This is a genomic window from Bacteroides sp. PHL 2737 (assembly GCF_004115325.2).
In the GTDB taxonomy this organism is placed as follows: Bacteria; Bacteroidota; Bacteroidia; order Bacteroidales; family Bacteroidaceae; genus Bacteroides; species Bacteroides hominis.
Window position 1 is genome coordinate 4,716,832 of record NZ_CP040630.1, and the last position, 19,962, is coordinate 4,736,793.

Sequence of the window (19,962 nt, forward strand, 5' to 3'; positions counted from 1 at the left end):
CTACACCTTCCGGAACAGAGGGTGTAGCCCTTTTTATAATCAGAAGTTAGTATAGACGCGACATCCATGGGCAGGTATCGTCAGGCCGGTCTGCATCGAGGTCACATGGAGTTTCGTACCATTCAGATACTCCGTCCAGACTCCCGTTGCCGGGAAGGTAGTGATTGCCTCTATCGGCTTAGCGGTGAAATTGCCCACCACCACCAACTTCTTGCCGTTGGCTGCCTCGAGGGTGAGAAAACGTCCTCCGGTCCAGTTGGCCGTCTTCACCAGCCAGGAGAACGTGGCTCCGGGATCAAAGAGTTCAGCATGTTCCCGCCGCAGTTTCAACAGCTTTGCGTACGTATCACACAATTCTTTCCGGGCTCCATTATCCAGATATTCCCAATGCAGGGGTTTCTTACCGGTCCGCCCTCCCTCTTCAATCGATACATCATATCCCATTTCACCAAACTGCCAGACCATCTTAGGCCCGGGTGCCGTGAAAAAGAATGAAGCATTCGTGGCAAGCTGTTTCATACGGGCATTCAGATCCGATTTTAAAGGCTCCCCGCTGTAAGCAATCTGCTTGAAGGCTGTCCGTTCTTCGTCATGGCTTTCCATAAAGCCAACCCATCCTCCGTAGGGCATGGTAGTTCCGAAAGTGACCAACGGAGTAAAATCACTGTCCGACTGATAACCCATTGCCGACTGGCAATAAGCATTGTTCAGGTTGCGCCAAAGCTGCATGCCTTCTTCCGCCAACTCGCTCTCCTCTTTTTCGTCACAGAAATGCTCAAGGATGACGACAGCCTGCGGATTCACTTCACGAATTGCCCCGTTATAATCTTTCAGGATGGCAATACGCGAAGCATCATATTTTCCGGCGGTGGCCTCCGTACTGCTGTTCTGCGTGAACCCTTTCGTCATGTCGAAACGGAAACCATCGATGTGATACTCTTCCAGCAGGAACTTCAGATTCCGTTTTACAAATGCACGCACCAAGGGCGATTCATGGTTGAAATCGTGGAAGACACCGTAAGGATGGGGCTCTTTCACATTAAACCAGGGGTTATCGGCTGCCGTACGGTTGTTTTTGGTATCCCAATACAAACGGGCAAAAGGATGCGAACCACTGGCATGGTTGTAGACAACATCAAAAAGGACAGCCATACCCGCTTCATGGCATTTATCGATGAAAGCCTTATACATGCGGTCCGTACCGTAAGCCTTGTCCAGAGCGAAATAGAAACAAGGATTGTATCCCCAACTGTCGTTTCCGTCGAACTCCTGCACCGGCATCAGCTCGACGGCATTGAAGCCCAGACTTTTCAGATACCCTATCTTCTCCATCGCCCCGTTCAGGTCGCCTGTAGCAGTGAAGTCGCGCAACAACAGTTCGTAGATCATCAGGTTCTCTTTATCGGGTATCCGGAAGTTTTTGACCTTCCAGTCATAAGCATCCTCCCGTATCTTGAACACAGAGGCAATGCCGACAGCCCCCGAAGGATACTCTTTCGCATCGGGATAGGTAGAAGAGGATATGTATTTATCATTATCCGGATCGAGTATCTTACGGCTGTAAGCATCGGCCAGACGAAGGGTCTCCCCTTCCCTCGTACCTACATAATACTGAAAAGCATATTCACGGGCGGGCTGAAGTCCGGTCAGCGTAATCCACCAGCACCCCGCAGCGTCATCCCGGTTCATCTGGCTGTTGCTTTCATTACTCAGCTTCCAGTCATTAAAGTCGCCCACGACATGTGCAAAGTCCTTATGTCCTCCCTTTTTGTCTTTATCATACAGCACCAGTGTGACAGTCGACGGGTCCACCGGATTGATGCCTTCCTGCAAACCGCCGGGCATGGAGGCATATTTGACAGCCGCCGGCTCAAAAGGTTTGTACAAACGATCGGTAACAGTGACAAACGAGTCCCCGTCCAGTCCCTTTTTGCTGCCGTCGGCACTGCGGATGACGATGCCCAGCTGCCGGACCGGAGTCTCGCCCGAACCGAACCATTGGCGTATCGAAGGCTCCAGCGTAATGCTCCAGATATTATCTGCCACCCGGTTCATTTTGCACTTGTCCACATTGGTATTCCAGTCCGCAGGCACATGCATCCAGCTCCCTTCCGACACCACTCCCGCATGTACATAAACATCACCCGTATAGTCATAAAGCGGAGAATCCTTCGTTGCTTTAAAGTACAGGGTCAGTGGGAGATCGGCATCCGGAGTCCCGGGCCGGAAACTCAGCCCGTCGTCACAGCTCCCCTCCTGTGTGATCCGGAGCTTTTCCGAAAGACTGCCGCTCCTGATCACAATCTCTCCTTCACGCCCGGCCGGCCCCTGATTGGGAGCCACCGCAAAAGTCAGGTTGGCAGACACCAATCCGCGGGTATTGACCTGAGAAATCCAACTGCGGCCCGCTTCCGGGATTTCGACCTCAAATGCGATATTGGCTTTTACTTCCACCTGCACATTTCCTCCTTCTTTGCCTATTTCGAAGCGGGAGGCCGTCAGTGTCAGCGCATCTTTCTGCTTTTGTGAAACGGTAAAGCTCTTTTCAATTCCTCCTGTCACCAAGGTCAGTTTCACGCTCCGGCTGTCATAACCGGTGTTTTCCTGTGTACTGACAGTGACGGAAGCGTCGCCCGCCCCACCCGAAGACGGAGTCACCGTACACCAGTCTGCCGCCGTACGTGTATCCGCACCGGTCAGCGAGATCCGCCACGGACGCCCTGCCGAGAACGACAAAGTCCGTGTTCCCGAAACAGCGGGAAAGTCAATGCCTTGCTCAAAATAAGTTTCACTATCAGACGAAAGGATCAGAGAATCGGTTTCTTCTTCATCCGACGAACAACCGAAACCAATCAGCGGAAGCAGGAGAAGCAGAAACGGAAAAGATAAATATTTCATAGATTAAAAGGTATTATTGTATATAAAAAGAAGAGAGGGATATATAAAAATTCACCACAGAGGGTACAGCGTAACACAGAGTCGATTTTTATGTCACTGATTATCGACATGAATACTCTGTGTTACCCTGTGTTCTCTATGGTGAGAAAATTACCTGTGGTAAAAAATACAGGATTATTTCTTAGTCATGGTAGCCGTTTTGGCATCCGGATTCAACACAATGGTATAAGTTCCGGCTGTCACCTTCATATTGTCACCATCCTGAGTCAGTGCTCCCAGAGCGCCGCCCAGATTGACAGTCCATGCACCATCCCATCTGAACTTCATCTCACCGGCCACCAGAACAACATCCACCGACCAGAGTTTGGTTGCCGGATCATAATTCATCAAGGTTCCTTTATCCCATCCGCCGGGCGTGGCGTCACCGATCACTTCCCATCCGGTCTTGGTCAACGAAGCTGTCAGCTTCTTCATATCGGCCCCTACCCGATAGTAACCGGCTGTTTCAATCTTGATGTTATCCCCACCTTCAGGTTTCAGGGTAAATGTCCCTACATTCTTATCTCCATCCCAACTGATAGAACCTTCCATACCGATCCATGTACCAGCATCCCAGAATTTAAATTCGGTATTGGCATCAAAATAATGCGTTCCGGTATAGATAAAGTCGCGGGCAGCAGATTGCACTTTGTAACAATCATCTTTAGTAGCGTCCCATCCCTGATAGCTTCCCGGCAATGCCATTTCCGCACTCGACAATTCAATGGTAGTTTCTACCATACTATAAGAATATTTACCGGCATTTGTCAGATTCATAGTGATCACATATGGACTGGCTTTCAACACCTTAAAATTATTAGGTCCTGCCACCAGTTCGCCTTCAAGTTCGGACTCCTTACCGGATACCGCTCCGTAGTTATCGGAATCCCAGCTATTGTTCGACCTGAATTTAAACTCTTTGTCAAGCAACGAAGTAGTCACCGTCCATAAGCGGGTAGTGGCATCATAATCCATTTGCGTGTCCTTATCCCAACCACCGGAAGTAGCGTCTCCCACCACTCCCCATACAAGGGGTTCGGTCTGTTCTACCTTACCTTCGGCATCTACTTTGATTCCGTAAAATCCTTTTTTCGCAACCGTCAGGTCCTTTGCCAGAACCTTGGTAAGATCACTTCCGTCCACAATGGCATACGAAGCGCCGTCCGCGTCAAAGTTGGCATATCCCTGATACACCCCGTCGCCATCCGGGTCGCCCAACAGATAAGCATTCGTATAGTCCCAATCAGGATACCCCACGGCCACATAAGCAAATTTCCAGTCAACCGCATTCGGATCAAAAGGAGTAGCCTTGAAAGTAATCGAGTTCGAAGCCGGATCAGCTGTCACGTCATACGCCTTAGAAGTCAGCGTAATCGTAAAGTTATAAGTCTGTCCCGGATAAGCGCCCACTTTGGCCATCATAGCGTTCATCTGCGCATTGGTAAACTTCAGGACGGTAGCCCCGGTTTCACCTAATAAAACGGTTTTCGCATTCGCGTCATTCGTCAGCGTAACGTCATAGTTCACCACTGCCTTCACTCCATAGTCCGCCGGCGTCCATTTAATCTCGGGGAACTCCGCCGCAGCATTTTCATCGTTGAAAGTAAAGTCGCTTTGAGAGAAAGGCTCAAAAGCAGAGGCTTTCTGCAACTCCATGACGGGCGACTTCTCGTCTTCGCAAGCCGTAAAAGCCAGGAGCCCTAACAACAGTGTATAGAAATATATTTTTTTCATAATCTTATTCGTTGTTTTTAATGGTCATTCGATTTTAGTATCCTTCATTCTGCTTAAGATTGGTGTTAGAACCGATATCGTCTGACGGAATCGGGAACACGTTGTAGAAGCTATCTACAGCCTTACCTTTGGCTGCACCGCCCTTCCAGGGCCATACATAACCGGCAGTAGTAAACAGTCCGAAACGTACCAGGTCTGTACGGCGTTGTCCTTCGAAGAAGAATTCACGGCCCCGCTCGTCAATGATGAAGTTCAATGTCAAATCGGAATCGGAGATAGGAGCCAGCGTTTTATCACTGTAAGCTCTTTTACGCAGATCGTTCACATAACGGAGAGCAGTAGCTCTGTCGCCACCCTGACCGCCTCTGAGCACAGCTTCCGCATACGTCAAGTAGATCTCACCCAGACGGAAGAGCGGGAAGTCAACGTAAGCTTCCTTAGAAGGAGGCAGCGTTCCGTCCTTGTTCACATTGAAATATTTGGTAACAGGAATACCATTATTCTGGAATGTATTTTCGTCAATAATTTCAATACTGGTTGTCAGATCGGTACGAAGCATTGCCTTACGGGTATCCGCATCGCTGCCGCTCTCTTTAAGGAACAGGTTGTAGAGTGAAGATTTTGCCCTCACACCCTGCCATGCTCCTTTGGCGTTGACTTCATCCTGAGTTGCCGTAGCCCCCCAACATAAGAAAGCGGTCATACCACCCCAGGTCATCGTCTGGTCGCCTTCATAGCGTACAGGGAAGATCATTTCGTTAGACAAGTGATTGTCTGCCTTGAACATATCCACATAAACAGGTTCCAACTGATAGCCCACTTCGATCACCTTCTTTGCATACGTGATACATTCGGTGTATTTGTTCAGGCCGACGTAAGTCTCCGCATTGAGGTACAAGCGTGACAAGAGTGCCCATGCGGCAGCCTTGTTGGCATGTCCGTAGTCCTGGCTGTATCCCACTGCCGGTTCCGACATATCTTCCACACACTCAGTCAGCTCTTTCTCAATCCAGTTGAACAGGTCGGCAGCCATGATCTGCTTCGGCGGAATGCTTCCGATCGGGCTGTTTTCGTCTACAAACGGTACATTGCGATACAGGTCGAGCGCATACTCATAGCTCAGTGCACGCAGGAAACGGGCTTCGGCACGCCATGTCTTGATCGAGGCTTTCAGTGAAGCGTCGCAACCGCGGGCATCCAGTTTATCTTCGGTCGTCTCGCGCAGATAGGCGTTGGCTACGTTGATCTGATAGAACAGGCGGTAATATGAACCCTTGATCCACGGACTGGATGCACCCCAAGAGATGTGGTTGAATTCAGGGATACCGGGGTCGTTCCATGCACAGTGTGCGATGTCCGAAGGCAGATCCTGCATATTCCACAATACACGGAGGAAGGAAGCCTGGCTACCGCCGTCGATACCTACCACATCCTGATCGGAGTCACCTCCGCTGTTACCACCGATGGCCATACCCGCATAAATCTTAGCGAGGCTCTGTTCATAGGCTAAAGGCTCGTTCCCGAAAACAACGTCGGAAACCAATTCGTCTTTGTCCAGTGGAACCGTATCGAGGTCGTTCACACAAGACGCTACTCCTAACATCATTCCCAGCAATGCACAGGGAAGAAGATATTTAAATTTTATTGTTTTCATGTTTTACAGATTTAAAAATTGAGATTAAGGCCGATCATGAATACACGGGGGCGAGGATAGATGTTGTTATCGATTCCTTCACCACTGATTTCCGGATCCAGTCCCTTGTACTTAGTGATGACAAACGGATTCTGTACCGTAGCATATACGCGTGCACTCTGTTTATCATTGAAGAGCTTGTTGAACGTATATCCCAAAGAGATGTTGTCCATACGCACGAACGAAGCATTCTGAACGTAATAGCTCGAACGGTATTGAGCGTTCTTGAAGTCGGTGCTGCGGGCAGAGGTCAGACGGTTCTTCAGGAATCCGGTCTGGTCATACATATTGGCGCCTTCGTATGCTTCACGGTTGGACTGTACGTTGTTGTAAACATAGTTACCAAAGCTGCCGCGCAAAGCAAATGAAAAGTCCCAGTTTTTATAAGAAAGTTGTGAGGTCAGCCCCATGAACACGTCGGGAGCAGCTTTCTTGAAGCAGATCAGGTCGGCGTCGTTAATCTGGTTATCGCCATTCTGGTCTACATAAGCACCTTCGATAGGTTTACCGTCGGGACCGTAAATCTGCTCGAACACGTAGAAGGAGTTGAATGCCTCGCCTACCCGGTGGATCAGGGCGTTGTATCCTGTACCACCGTCGATACCGCCATGGATGACACCGGCATAGTTGGGGTCGTCGTTGAAGGTCATCTTGGTGATCTTGTTCTTATTGTAAGAGATGTTGTAGCCGATGTTCCAGTTCCAGTCTTTGGTTGAAACGGCATGGGCATTGATGCTGAATTCAAAACCCTTGTTCTCCAATGTACCTACATTGGTCAGCAGTTGATTGCTGAAGTTGGTTCCGGCAGGAGCCGTAACGGTGTTCAGCAAGTCCTTCGTTTTACGGAAGTAATAGTCGATTGTACCCGTGATGCGTCCATTCAGGAAACCATAATCGATACCTACGTTCCAGGTAGTGGTTTCTTCCCACTTCAGGTTCTGGTCGTAAGGTTGCGGAGCAATCAGAGAGTATTCGGTGTCACCGAAATAATAGTTGGCACCTGCCTTGGAGTACATATAGCGGGCCATATACGGATAGTCTCCGTTACCCAGGTTCTGCTGTCCGGTCACACCATAGCCCAAACGCAGCTTCAGGTCCGAGATAGCGTTCACATTCTTCAGGAATGACTCCTCGTTCAGTTTCCACGCCAGTGCTACGGACGGGAACAATCCCCAGCGGTTGTCCGGGCTGAAACGTGAAGAACCGTCGTTACGCAAGGTGAATGTCACCAGATAACGGTTCAACAATGTATAGTTGAGACGTCCGAAGAAAGAAACCAGGTAGCTTTCGCTCGCATAGTCATCCCCCTTCTTATAGAATTCTTCCCCGGTCTTCTCTACATAAGCGGCCGAGTAGGGATAAGAGTTGGTAGTCGAATTATAGAAATGCTGCCAGGAGTAACCTGCCATGACGTCGATGTAGTTGACTCCGAACGTATTGGTATAGTTCAGGTAGAAATCGAGCAAGGTGTTGCGTTTCAACTGTGTATAATGGCTGTTTTCGCCAAAACCGCTTTTGAAGTTACCCGTACAGTAAGTCAGCGGTGAATTGTCGGCGATAATCACGTCACCCTTACTCTTCGATACGTCATAACCTAAATTCAGGTTAGCGCGCAGTTCGGGCAAGAAGTGGAATTTATAATCGATCTGCGCGTTGCCGATACTGCGGTAAACGGTCGATTTATCATCTTTCTCTTCAAGCATGGCAACAGGGTTGGCCAGACCGATATCAATCGGAGAAATCTTGTCTCCCTCCTGCTTCATATACATAAAGTATCCGTTTCCGTAAGGGTTGCCTTCCATATAGACAGGCTGTGTGGGGTCATACTGGGTAGCCAGACCGATAGCTGCACGGTCGGCAAAACGGTTCTTGTTGTACACTCCCTTCACATTCAGCTGGATGTTGAGCTTCTTGTCGAAGAAGTTGGGGTTCAGGTTAATGGCACCTGTCAGACGTTGCATGTTCGAAGTCTTCAGGATACCGTTTTCGTTTGTATACGCCACAGACACACGATAAGGCATATGCGGAACGGCTCCGGATACACTTACATTATGGTCGGTACTGAAAGCCGTGCGGAATATTTCATCCTGCCAGTCGGTAGAGGTTTTGCCCAAAGCGTTGGCCTGAAGACTATTCTCGCCAAACTTCTCGATCACGAAATTACGGAAATCGTCTGCCTTCATCACATCGACCGTATTCGACTTCGTACTGATAGAAAACGTGCCGCTGTAGTCCACCTTCACGCGTCCCGACTGTCCCTTCTTAGTGGTAATGATGATAACACCATTGGAGGCACGCGAACCGTAAATAGCAGTAGCAGAGGCATCTTTCAGAATCGTAAACGTCTCGATGTCATTGGGGTGGACGGTAGAGAGCGGATTGCCCATACCTTTGATTTCGGTGTTATCGACAGGCACCCCGTCAATAACGATCAGCGGGTCGTTGCTGGCCGACATGGACGAACCTCCGCGCACACGGATCGTAGCCCCGGCTCCCGGAGCGCCGCCGTCGGTAATCACGCTGACACCTGCGGCCTTACCCACCAACAGGTCGGAAGCCGAAGTAGCCATACCTTTTACCATCTTGTCCGCATCGATTGCCATCACCGAGCCGGTCACGTCATTCTTCTTCACGGTACCATAACCGATCACCACCGCTTCCTGAAGCATCACCGCGTCATCTTGGAGGGTCACCGTCACACTGGGAGCAGCTTTCACTTCAACCGGCTTGTAACCGATGAAAGAAATCACGAGGGTAGAATGTTGAGGAACACTCAGAACAAAGTTTCCGTTCAGATCGGTAATCGTACCGATAGAAGAATTATCCTTCACAACCACATTCGCGCCGATTACGGGTTCACCCGTTGAATCTTTCACATGTCCCTTGACAGAGACTTGCTGTGCATAAGCGCTCAATGACAAGAATAGCCCAAACAACAGGGGCAGAATCATACGACAGATTCTAAGATTAACTTGCTTCATGCATTTAAAAATTAAAGTTAACAATATAAATATTAATATGATTTCTAAACTTTACATAGAGAATGAACGACTCCATTCCCGTTCTTGATTACGTAGCAAAAATAGTATATTAAGCGACAGCCACTTATTTAATATCCGACAAATCCGCTCCTGCAACTACGCAAACGATTGCACCGTAAAAGCGGGGTTATAGCACATTGTCACCGAACTTTTTAGCCTCCTTTACACTATTTTTGTATCATATTAAACAAATCCGTAAATACATTGGTTTTGTTTTTATATAAAATCATTTACCTTTGGGTGAAAAACGAATTATTCACCACAGAGGGACACAGAGTTTCACAGAGATTAATCAGCTGCGCTCTATTTGTTTTCAGACAACAGAACAGATGAACAAATAAAGGATAGTATGTCCTTTGGTTCTTATGTCTAAAAAAAACTCTGTGCCCTCTGTGTCCTCTGTGGTGAATTTCAAAACCAATCAACCATGAATAAACCGCAAATCACGATCAAAGACATCGCCCGCGAACTGGGAGTCTCCCCCTCCACCGTATCGAGAGCCTTGAAGGACAATCCCGACATCAGCCAGGAAACAAGGGACGCTATACATAAGTACGCGCGCGAACATAATTATAAGCCTAATGTATTGGCACTGAACCTGCGCACGAGCCGTTCCAACACCATCGGGGTCATCATTCCACAACTCGTGCACCACTTTTTTTCGTGTGTGCTGAGCGGCATCGAGGAGACGGCGGCAAAAGCCGGATACAACATCCTGGTGGCACAGAGCAACGAAGAGTATGAACGGGAAGTGAAAATCGTCCACTCTTTTCTCGCGGCACGGGTTTGCGGGGTCATCACTTCCCTGGCCAAAGACACCTCCCAATACGACCATTACCAGGAGTTGCTGGACAATAATATCCCCATCGTGTTTTACGACCGTATCTGTACCGGAATCAATACCGAACGGGTGGTGGTGGACGATTACGCGGGCTCGTTTGCGGCGGTGGAGTATATGATACAGACCGGATGCAAACGCATCTTTTTTTACAGCGCCGCCCCTCACCTCGAAATCTCCAAGAACCGGCGGAACGGTTATCTGGATGCCATGAAGAAGTACCGGATTCCGGTAGACCAGAGCATGATCAAGCTGTGTGATACCCGCGAGAAAGCAATTGCCATTACTCCCGCCCTGCTGGAAGGCCCCGACCGTCCGGACGGTTTCTTTGCCATCAACGACGAAACAGCATCGGGCATCCTCTATTCCTGCAAACTGGTGGGACGGAAAGTGCCGGACGAAGTGTCCATCTGCGGGTTCACAGACGGAGCCATTGCCCAAAGCACAGACCCGAAACTGACCACGGTAGAGCAGCACGGCGAGGAGGTAGGCAAAAGTGCCATCAAGCTGCTGATAGAAAAACTGGAGGGAAACGATGAAGGAAAAAGCAGCAACAAAATCGTGCGGACCAATCTGGTGGTACGAGGAACAACGAAATAAACCGGGTTCACCACAGAGGACACAGAGGGCACAGAGAAGATTTTCTCTTAAAATAATCCGACAAACAAGAGATTAAAACTCTGTGCCCTCCGTGTCCTCCGTGGTGAATCCATTTCTAACGAAATCATTTATCATAAATATCATGAAAGTAAAACCTGACTTAAGTTTTTGGAAGCTGTGGAACATCAGCTTTGGTTTTTTCGGCGTACAGATTGCATACGCACTGCAAAGCGCCAACATCAGCCGCATATTTGCTACATTAGGCGCCGATCCGCACAGTCTGAGCTATTTCTGGATACTCCCTCCGTTAGCGGGAATCATCGTACAGCCCATCATCGGTTCGGCAAGCGACAAAACCTGGACACGCTTCGGGCGGCGCATCCCTTACCTTTTTGTAGGTTCGCTGATCGCGGTGCTCGTGATGTGCCTGCTGCCCAACGCAGGCAGTTTCGGCATGGCAGTGGGCACGGCGATGACCTTCGGACTGGTGTCGCTGATGTTCCTCGATACTTCGATCAACATGGCCATGCAGCCTTTCAAAATGCTGGTGGGCGACATGGTAAACGAGAAACAGAAGGGACTGGCCTACTCCATCCAGAGCTTCCTATGCAATGCCGGCAGCCTGGTAGGTTATCTGTTCCCGTTCATCTTCACGTTTATCGGCATCAGCAATACGGCGGGCAAGGGGACGGTACCCGATTCGGTGATTTACTCGTTCTACATCGGTGCCGCCATCCTGACCCTGTGCGTCATCTACACCACGGTAAAAGTGAAAGAGATGCCCCCGAAAGAGTTTGAAGAATTCCACGGTATCACAGCCGACGAAAAGAAAGAGAAAACCGACTTCATCTCTCTGCTGAAGCATGCCCCGAAAGTATTCTGGACGGTAGGCCTGGTACAGTTCTTCTGCTGGGCGGCCTTCATGTACATGTGGACGTATACCAACGGTGCCATCGCAGCCACCGTATGGGGCACCACCGACGTGCAGAGCGCAGGCTATCAGGAAGCGGGCAACTGGGTAGGCGTGCTGTTTGCCGTACAGGCCATCGGCTCGGTCATCTGGGCAGTGGTGCTCCCCCTGTTCAAGGCACGCAAGCAGGCCTACGCACTGAGCCTCGTGCTGGGTGGCGCCGGATTTATATCCACCCTCTTCTTCCACAACGAATACCTGCTGTTTGCCTCCTACCTACTGATCGGATGCGCCTGGGCAGCCATGCTCGCCCTGCCGTTCACCATCCTGACCAATTCTGTTTCGGGCAAGAACATGGGCGCTTACCTGGGATTGTTCAACGGGACCATCTGCGTTCCGCAAATTGTAGCGGCACTCGTCGGCGGAGGCATCCTCCACCTTGTCGGCGGACATCAGGTGAACATGCTGGTATTGGCGGGCGTACTGCTGATCGTGGGAGCCGTTTGCGTCTATTTCATCAAAGAGACGGTGGTGCATCACGAAGGGTAAGCCGGAGAGGCTGTGCGATAAATACTTGGCAATCGGGGGAAAGGCCCTAAAAAGTAATTCCTCCGGACTCACTTGTCCGGAGGAATTATACAAACAAAACAAATACTGTCCGTGTCTCCCCGACTGGGAAGTCAATTATCGGACTGCATGAATGCCATTAATTCACATGGGTAATACCCGATTCTTTCTGGATCAGACGGTAAGTCTTCACTACCGGCGCCCCATTGGCATACGTAGTCACGGTAAAGTTCATTTCGCGGGCATTTCCGAAATTCTGAGGGAAACGTGCCTTTACATTATACGAACCGTTAGCTGTTACCATATTGACTTTTCCTTCCGACTCTACCCATCGGTTATCTGCCTCTCCAAACGAGACAAGCACCGGACGTATCTCACTTTTATCGGTAGAAGGAGTGCCGCTGATGGTAAACATATATTTTTTTTGCTCTACAGAAAGCCCAAGATTATCAGGAATCTCTCCCGCTATAATAATCGTGTTTCCGTCCATCTTGATGCAGCCGGCCGCTGCCAGATCGGCATTCAGTTGTATCTCGGCGCTTTGGCAAAGCGTCGCCTTGTCTACCGTGCCGCTCTGAATGATGGTCATGTCCTTGGTCTCCATTGCTCCGCTGCCCATGTTGGCGGACGCATCCCAATGTCTCAGCGTCAGCGTGGCACGGCGCTCTTCTTTACCGATATTATCGGTCATGGAAAGGGCATGTATGCTTTGGGAGCCTAATAGAATATTAGATTTCTGTATCCAGTCGCAATCTTCGGGAATCACCACATCCACTGCTGTCAGGACTCCCCCTTCTTCCAATCCATGCACGAACGCTACGTCCAGGCCAAAAGGCGAACATTTGTAAACGTCCTCACCCTGCTTTAAAAACATGTTCCCCACCAGCGGACCAAAGCTATTGAAATTTTCCGTATACGTCGTAATGTCCAGATAATCCTGGTAAACGATATATTCATCAACTTTCTGCTTGCGATCAGTAGTATTGTACGTCACGAGGGACAGCTTTGCCGTACGCGGACGTCCGGTATTGTTCGCTTCCGTGACTTTCAGGTTGTAAGAGATATTGCTCATTCCCGAAGATCCGGCACTCTCTAACCCAACTTCCAGCCAATCACAATCTTCCGGCAATACGATACCGATCGGATTGATATCGCTATTGTTCGTGCCTTCGATAGTGGCGATCTTCACTGCTGAGAAACTTGGAGAAGGATACTTGATGGTCAGCGTCTTTGCAGCGGCATCCAAAGTCGCATTAGTAGATTCCGCTGTCAACTGGGCATTCGCATTCAATTTCCCCATCACGTCCTCCGTATCTACAGATTCTCCGTAGTTCCATTCGGCAACGGTGATGTCGGCAGTGACATTACCGGCACTGTTGTTGAGGTTGACAATGTAGCGGGTATTGACATCCATACCTTTGAAAGTACCGGTCATGCTGCTACCGAACTTGGCTTCCACCTCGATATCACCGCTACCGCCTATGCTGCCTGTAATTTTGACACTTGGGATATAATTATTAGTAGTCTCCGCCTCTATCGGCAAAGCGTACAGTGCGGCAGGAATCAGTTCCGCGTTCACCACGTCTGCCGCCGCCAAAGCTACAATATCGTAGTCCCCGGAGGTGGTTGCCTGCGGCGCTTTGCCGAACATCGTAGAGTTCCCCGCTCCCGAGAGTGTTACCTTTTTCACCGTGAAGCCTGTACCTACAGGGTTCTTGATGTCGATACGGGCCACACGGCGCACCAGCGTGGCATTGAGAGCCGTGCCTTCGGCAACGTCCTGATTGGTATACAATGTATTGAAATTCTGCGCCCCTGAGCCATCGTATTCGTTGCGCCCGATGACGGCGGTCATAGGCAGCCCCTTCTCAGCAGTGATGTTATTGCCATTTGCGCTGAGTGCGGTTTCAAGGATTTTCAAGTTATCCAAGCCGGAAAAGACCGACGCAGTGCTGCGGTCATTCCCCACCCCGGCGGTGGTGACGGCGAGAGCAGTCAGATTTGAAGTGTTACGCTCACCGTCGTTCACCACCAGCACAAATCTGCGGGTGCGCCCGTCGCCCTTAGGCACGCCATACGAAACCCGGTATCCGTCGCCCACGGGGGTGAGCACCAGGTCGTTTTCGTCGCCCAAAGCTTTATACCGGTAGATACGTTCCAGGGTATATCCCTTCAAGTCATCCGCACCGGTCCCGGTAATCGCCGCACTTGAACTCTGGTTGTTCAGGTCCACAAAACTGTACAGGTCCAGCTTTTCGATTTTCACTTCACCGGGCAAAGCGATGATGTTGTCGCCTGCCGCACGGGTGACCACAGTCCCTCCTAACCCATTGATTTTCATACTTACCAACTGTTCGCCACTCTTCAGCGGGACATCCGGCCGGTTTTCATTCTGCAACTCTTCGTTGCTGCAAGATGCCAATCCCAATAAAAAGGTGAAAGCCATCCATTTAAACAAAGAACTTCTTTTCATACACGTTCGTTTTTTAGTGTGTTAATACTATCTGTTGTAAAAGAATCATTTTACACCGTGGGGTTCTTGCCTCACAGTCAGCTTGCGTGTTTCACCATTGCGCAGCTCCACGCTGACCGTCGCCGTGCGGGGAGGCAGGTTGCCTATCTCCTCTACCGTCACAGGCACATACAAATCCGCCTTCAGGCTGATGCAAGGAGCGGTCACTTCGTAACCGGCATGCAGCCAGGACGCATCGACAGTCACCTTCACCGGTGCGGACAGCGCCGGATAGAGCAAGCCTACACAGAAGGGATTATCATTCACCCCACCCTCGGTGACAGTCAACTCAATCCTGTTCACAATGGCCTTTAATCGCTTTCCGGCTGCGGCAGGCCCACTCTCCCGAAGGATCTGGATGTACGTTTCATAGAATTTTACCTTATTGAATTCATCATCTCCCACACGGATCGGGTCACGCATGGCAACCCGGATTTCACTTCCCTCCATCCGGAGTTCGCCGGCTTCGCGCAGCGGGAGTCTCACCTCCACGTCATCGGCCATCTGTGCCGGGTCCGGATCGGCTTCCTGCACCACAAGCCAATCGGCCTCCACCGGTGCGTCACCGTTGTTCGCATCCCGATAGCGCATCCGGAAGGTGGCTTCACGAGGGTGTCCGGTCCTGTTTTCATCCACCCGGAAGTATAAGCTAACCGCACCGGGTGATGGCACCGATACCTTCTTCACCCAGTCATAATCTTCCCGGGCAAAAAATTCCAGATAGGAATCGCCGCCCCCGCCTGTCGCTCTCGTAACCACCTCGTGCCCGATCACCCGGAACGCAGCACCTCCAAACGCCGGCAAGCGGATGACCCGCGCGTCCGGATCGACACGACACAGATCCTTCATCAGCCCCACTCCCCGGACCTCCACCGAAGCCAACGCAGGACTGTGCGCCGCTGCCGGTTCCAGACAGACTGTATACTCCACAAAGCAGGTCTTCCCGTCTTTTTCGTACACAAAGCTGACAGGCACACGCAACGGATAATCGTTGCCGACGGTAACAAAAGAACCTCCGCCTATTCCGGCTCTAACCGTACGGGTTACGGCAGGTTGCTTCATCTCTAAAGTAGTTTGAAACGTTTCCGATGAAGGGTTGCCGGTTACCTGTCCCGTCCCGGCCGCCAGCCAGTCACATCCCTCGGGAATTTGAATCCCGATCGGTTTCGTATCTCCCGAGGCTCCGGTCAGGGTGACAATGGCAGGATTCGCTTCCCTCAGAATACCGTCCCTCAGTGTGATAGTGGTACCTGCCACCGTCACACCCGTTGCCGACGGTGCCACCTCCACTGTACATCCGGCGTTGAGCCTGTCCGAAAGATCGCCGGTATCTATTCCGTTCCCTTCGTCCCAGTCCGCCACCTCGAGGCTTACCCCCAGGTTGGCATCGTCGTTCCGCACCCGCAGCAAGTAACGGGTATTGGGCTTCATGATGCCCCGTGCCGTCAGCGGCAGTTCGTTGTTCATCAACTTCCCGGTGAGGCCGATCTCCACCTCCGTATCTGCTTTGAGCGGAAAAAGGTAGCAGGCTCCGGCAGTCTGTACGGCAGTGACGGATAGCGGAACGGCCTTATATTCCGTTACAGCAGCGCCCGCCGGTTCAGCGAAAAGAGCCATTTCCGCCGCAGCTTTCACCTGTATCCCCTCCACCCGGTATCCCGTAATGTCGGGATTCACAATATCGATGCGGCTCACCCCGCGCACCAGCCGCACCGAGAGCCCCCGATCGAGTTGCTGCGGGCTGAAAACGGGATCATCGCTTATCACCCCGTCGGAACTGATCACCCGGTGGGTCACTTTCGCGCTCATGGGCAGCAGCGGACATGCCGGAGGCAGATACGCCGTCCCGCCCGATTCCCGATCGGGTATCCACTTGAAGGTGCTGATTGCAGTGCCATAAGTCAGGTTTGCCCAATCCCCGGGCGGGTTGGCTATCCCGCGGTTGGCGCACACCAGGAAGGCCCGTTGGTGCGCGTCCCCTTCGGGCACCCCGATACCGGCATGATATCCGTCGGCATCGGGCAGCAACAGGAAGTCATTGTCTGTTCCGCCCGCCTCATAGCGGTACGTCCGTTCGTGCTTGAAGTTCGTCACATCTGTCTGCTCCGTAGTTCCGTCCCAGCTCACAAAGCAATAGACGGTGAGCGACCTCACCTCACACTCTCCCGCCAGTGTCAGGCTTTCGTTACCCGCACGGGTAGGCACGGCGCCTCCACCTGCCAGCCCGGTAAGCGAAAGATTCACGATCCGCTCACCGTCCGCCGGGGAGACCGGGAGGAAACCATCCTGCTCCGATACGTCGGAACAGGCGGAACCGCCCAGGGTGAGCAAAGCGGTGAGAAAAATAATAGGTATAGTCTGTTTCATAATTGTTTTGAGTATTATTCACCACAGAGGACACAGAGGGCACAGAGGGCACAGAGAATATCTTTCTCTTAAACATCCATATAAACAAGAGATTAAAAACTCTGTGTCCTCTGTGTCCTCTGTGGTGAGTTGTATTCATTTCTATTCCGTTACCGAGAAAGCAAGCTTCCGCCTCCCGAAGAATCCGCCTGATATATGGGGCGTTGCACCAGCGTATAAGTCGATGTCCGGATTGCTCCTCCTTCATAAGTCTGCACACTGAAGCTGACACTGCGGTCCGCGCCCGTCTCGTTGGGCAGCAGCCGCAGCTGGCGGACAAAGCCGGGCGGGGGACCGTCCCCCTCGCCTCCGCCACCCATCAAGACATCCCCCCGGCCTGCATATACAAGGCTCTCGTACAGCCAGCCGCACCCCGTGGGGATGATGACCCTCACCGGCTTCCGGCCCTCGCTGACCACGTGGCAGGGATCGGATATCGTCCACCGGGTATTCCTCTTGCCCACGTAGATGGTGTTTCCATCCATGTAGAGCTCGTCCACCGGATAGCCGTTTCCCAACCGGAGCCCGGCCGACGACGCCATCCGCGCGTACACCGCGGCAGACACCGGGGGTTGCACCAGCGTGTAGCGCCGCTCCTCCAATTGTGCGCCATCCAGCACCGTCGGGTCGGCAACGGTCGTCGAGAGAGGCCTTATGTCCCCACCCCCGCCACCGGTGCCGGAGGACCCGGAATGCGTGTTACGGCGCACCACAAGCACGGCCCGCCGTTCCGCACCGGTCAGGTTATCCCGCACTGCGGTCAGTATCCGCCGCCGGGGTATCAGGGCGCCGATGTCCAGCACATCTTCCAGGAAGACCGCCGCCCATGGGTCGCCCAGCGTCTCGACGTAGGCCGATCCGTCGGACTCGGGGCTCAAAGCCGCTTCCGCCGCCGTCCTTGCCGTCCCCACGCCACCCTGCGCCGTTTCAGGGTCGAGGCACAGGCTGACCTCCCCCATATAGGGAGAGAGCAGGATGGGAGTGGCTTCGTCCAGTGTCCAAGGCCGGGATAGCCACGAAGGGGTATCGCGCAGGCTCCCCCCCGCGGGCCACTCCCGGGGAATGGACGTGTTTTCCTCCGCCCCATAGCTGAAGCAGTCTTCCACCACCCTCCAGTCTTCGTAGCGCAAAGCGCCGGTGGCCGCGTCTTGCAGCACCAGGGTGAAGGTGGCGGGAGCCGTCGGGACTCTCCTCTGCCACACGGAGACGGAACGCATCGGGCCGCTTCCCGTTTCCCTCAGGTCGGCCACCTCTTCTTCGGTGGGTATCAGGTAAAGCCTCACTTCGGCGGTATTATCATCGGTCTGACTGTGCACCACCTTGACGCGGCCCTGTAGCGGCGCCGAGAGGATGACACCTATCGGGTCGGAATTGCCCGATGCGCCGGTAAAGCGGACGAAGGGATAACTCACGATCTGGTACGTGCGGTCCGATCCGGCCGGCACGAACTCCTTCGCCACCCACTCTTCGGTGGCCGGGACGGCATCGGACAGCGCCTCGGACATCAATCCCCCGCGCCCGGCAACGCAGGTATACGATTCCTGCGCCACACGGACCGTCCGCGTCGGCAGCTCTACCAGCCCGAAGCAAGACACGATGGGCCCGAGCCCGGTCCCGGTCGGCAACCGCCCAGTGACGGAGGCCACCTCGGTATTGTAGGTCGTCGCCGTCACCTCGGCGTCGATATCCGCCCCCTCGTCCCAAGGCAACACCTCGAGGGTGGCGGCCACATTGTTTTCGGCACTTTTGACGCGCACCACGTAACGGGAATTTGCCTCCAGCACAGCGGCAGGGATGGACACGGTGGTCTCCGCGCCCAGATAAGTCCCCTTCAAGGTGAGCGTGAAGGCTCCCGGAAAACTGTATACCGCCGCAGGCAGCCATTCGGCATCCGTCAGTGGCAACTCTATGGCGGCAGTGGCTGACGTACTTCCCACTGCTCTGTCGAACAAATTTGCCTTGTCCTGCCGGGTATAGCTCAGCCCGCTCAGGACAAACCGGCTGACAAACGGGTTACTGATGTCGATGCGTGCCACCCGCCGCCTGAGTTTCACCTTCAGCCCCCCGGCAAGGTCGGCCGCGGTGAAGACTGCCCCGTCGTCATACCGATAGGTTCCGTCGTTCATCAGCACCGGTTTGGGCACGTTGCTCGACATCGGGAAAGGAGCCGCCAGCGCGGCGGGCGGCCCGGCGGCGACGGCGGTCTGCCGTGTCAGTACCCCGCTCAATTGGGTGGCCGACGAACGGTCGGCCTCCGTAGCGGCCACCGCGGTGAGGTCCGCCGGCGCAGGCGTGTTAGCCAACATCAGGAAGCGTCGCTCGTAGGCATCCTCGGGCACCCCGATACCAAACCTATAGCCACCCGCCTGGGGGCTGAGCGTAAAGTCATTGGCGGCCCCGCCCTGCTCATAACTGTAAATCCGCTCCAGAGTGAGCGTCGAAGCATCGGACTCGCTGCCCGAAGTATTGACAAAACTGTATATCCGCAACGCCTGTATCTCGTTCTCGCCGGCGATCGTCTCTCCCGCATCCGCCTCCGTACGGCTGACAGGCACGCCTCCGCCGGAGCTAATTCCGTCGAGGCTGAACATCACCGCCTGCTCTCCGGGACGCAGGCGGACATCCCCGTTGATTTCCGATCCGGGTATGCCGTCGGCAGTGCACCCGGACAGCAGCAGGCAGATACCTGCCAGAAGAGCCATCGTAGTTTGTTTCATAATATGT

The 19,962-nt window shown here is 52.7% G+C and carries 9 protein-coding genes; 2 read left to right on the forward strand and 7 right to left on the reverse strand.

Features of this window, described 5'->3' with window-relative positions; translation table 11 throughout:
- Window positions 1-39: 39 nt before the first annotated feature.
- From DBK98_RS19590 to DBK98_RS19605, 4 genes are all read right to left on the reverse strand, one after another.
- Window positions 40-2,898 (reverse strand): alpha-amylase family glycosyl hydrolase, encoded by a 2,859-nt coding sequence (locus DBK98_RS19590; RefSeq protein WP_032535722.1) that lies wholly within the window; start codon window positions 2,896-2,898, stop codon window positions 40-42.
- A gap of 174 nt (window positions 2,899-3,072) precedes the next feature.
- Window positions 3,073-4,671, reverse strand: coding sequence for a SusF/SusE family outer membrane protein (locus DBK98_RS19595; RefSeq protein ID WP_032535721.1), 1,599 nt, complete (start codon window positions 4,669-4,671; stop codon window positions 3,073-3,075).
- Between the two features lie 34 nt (window positions 4,672-4,705).
- Window positions 4,706-6,325: a RagB/SusD family nutrient uptake outer membrane protein gene (locus DBK98_RS19600; protein ID WP_032535720.1), complete on the reverse strand. Its 1,620-nt coding sequence runs from the start codon at window positions 6,323-6,325 to the stop codon at window positions 4,706-4,708.
- 11 nt (window positions 6,326-6,336) lie between these two features.
- Window positions 6,337-9,345: a TonB-dependent receptor gene (locus DBK98_RS19605; RefSeq protein ID WP_032535719.1), complete on the reverse strand. Its 3,009-nt coding sequence runs from the start codon at window positions 9,343-9,345 to the stop codon at window positions 6,337-6,339.
- Window positions 9,346-9,832: 487 nt separating this feature from the next.
- Between DBK98_RS19605 and DBK98_RS19610 the strand changes: the two genes are divergently transcribed.
- Both DBK98_RS19610 and DBK98_RS19615 read left to right on the forward strand, forming a co-directional pair.
- Entirely contained in the window at window positions 9,833-10,843 is a 1,011-nt protein-coding gene (locus tag DBK98_RS19610; protein ID WP_005780657.1) for a LacI family DNA-binding transcriptional regulator, read from the forward strand.
- Between the two features lie 142 nt (window positions 10,844-10,985).
- Window positions 10,986-12,302 (forward strand): SLC45 family MFS transporter, encoded by a 1,317-nt coding sequence (locus DBK98_RS19615; protein WP_032535718.1) that lies wholly within the window; start codon window positions 10,986-10,988, stop codon window positions 12,300-12,302.
- A gap of 157 nt (window positions 12,303-12,459) precedes the next feature.
- Here the strand turns inward: DBK98_RS19615 and DBK98_RS19620 are convergent, their stop codons facing one another.
- The 3 genes from DBK98_RS19620 to DBK98_RS19630 all read right to left on the reverse strand — a co-directional run bounded on the left by DBK98_RS19620 (window position 12,460) and on the right by DBK98_RS19630 (window position 19,955).
- Window positions 12,460-14,793, reverse strand: coding sequence for a hypothetical protein (locus DBK98_RS19620; protein WP_032535717.1), 2,334 nt, complete (start codon window positions 14,791-14,793; stop codon window positions 12,460-12,462).
- Between the two features lie 45 nt (window positions 14,794-14,838).
- On the reverse strand, window positions 14,839-17,199 hold the full coding sequence (locus tag DBK98_RS19625) for a hypothetical protein (protein WP_032535716.1): 2,361 nt from the start codon (window positions 17,197-17,199) through the stop codon (window positions 14,839-14,841).
- A gap of 149 nt (window positions 17,200-17,348) precedes the next feature.
- On the reverse strand, window positions 17,349-19,955 hold the full coding sequence (locus DBK98_RS19630) for a hypothetical protein (protein WP_033572582.1): 2,607 nt from the start codon (window positions 19,953-19,955) through the stop codon (window positions 17,349-17,351).
- Between the last annotated feature and the right edge of the window lie 7 nt (window positions 19,956-19,962).

What these genes read in the sequence shown, in the direction of transcription:
- DBK98_RS19605 (WP_032535719.1), bottom strand. Translation starts at nt 9,345, where the DNA reads ATGAAGCAAGTTAATCTTAGAATCTGTCGTATGATTCTGCCCCTGTTG.
- DBK98_RS19630 (WP_033572582.1), bottom strand. Translation starts at nt 19,955, where the DNA reads ATGAAACAAACTACGATGGCTCTTCTGGCAGGTATCTGCCTGCTGCTG.
- DBK98_RS19595 (WP_032535721.1), bottom strand. Translation starts at nt 4,671, where the DNA reads ATGAAAAAAATATATTTCTATACACTGTTGTTAGGGCTCCTGGCTTTT.
- DBK98_RS19620 (WP_032535717.1), bottom strand. Translation starts at nt 14,793, where the DNA reads ATGAAAAGAAGTTCTTTGTTTAAATGGATGGCTTTCACCTTTTTATTG.
- DBK98_RS19590 (WP_032535722.1), bottom strand. Translation starts at nt 2,898, where the DNA reads ATGAAATATTTATCTTTTCCGTTTCTGCTTCTCCTGCTTCCGCTGATT.
- DBK98_RS19615 (WP_032535718.1), top strand. Translation starts at nt 10,986, where the DNA reads ATGAAAGTAAAACCTGACTTAAGTTTTTGGAAGCTGTGGAACATCAGC.
- DBK98_RS19610 (WP_005780657.1), top strand. Translation starts at nt 9,833, where the DNA reads ATGAATAAACCGCAAATCACGATCAAAGACATCGCCCGCGAACTGGGA.
- DBK98_RS19600 (WP_032535720.1), bottom strand. Translation starts at nt 6,325, where the DNA reads ATGAAAACAATAAAATTTAAATATCTTCTTCCCTGTGCATTGCTGGGA.
- DBK98_RS19625 (WP_032535716.1), bottom strand. Translation starts at nt 17,199, where the DNA reads ATGAAACAGACTATACCTATTATTTTTCTCACCGCTTTGCTCACCCTG.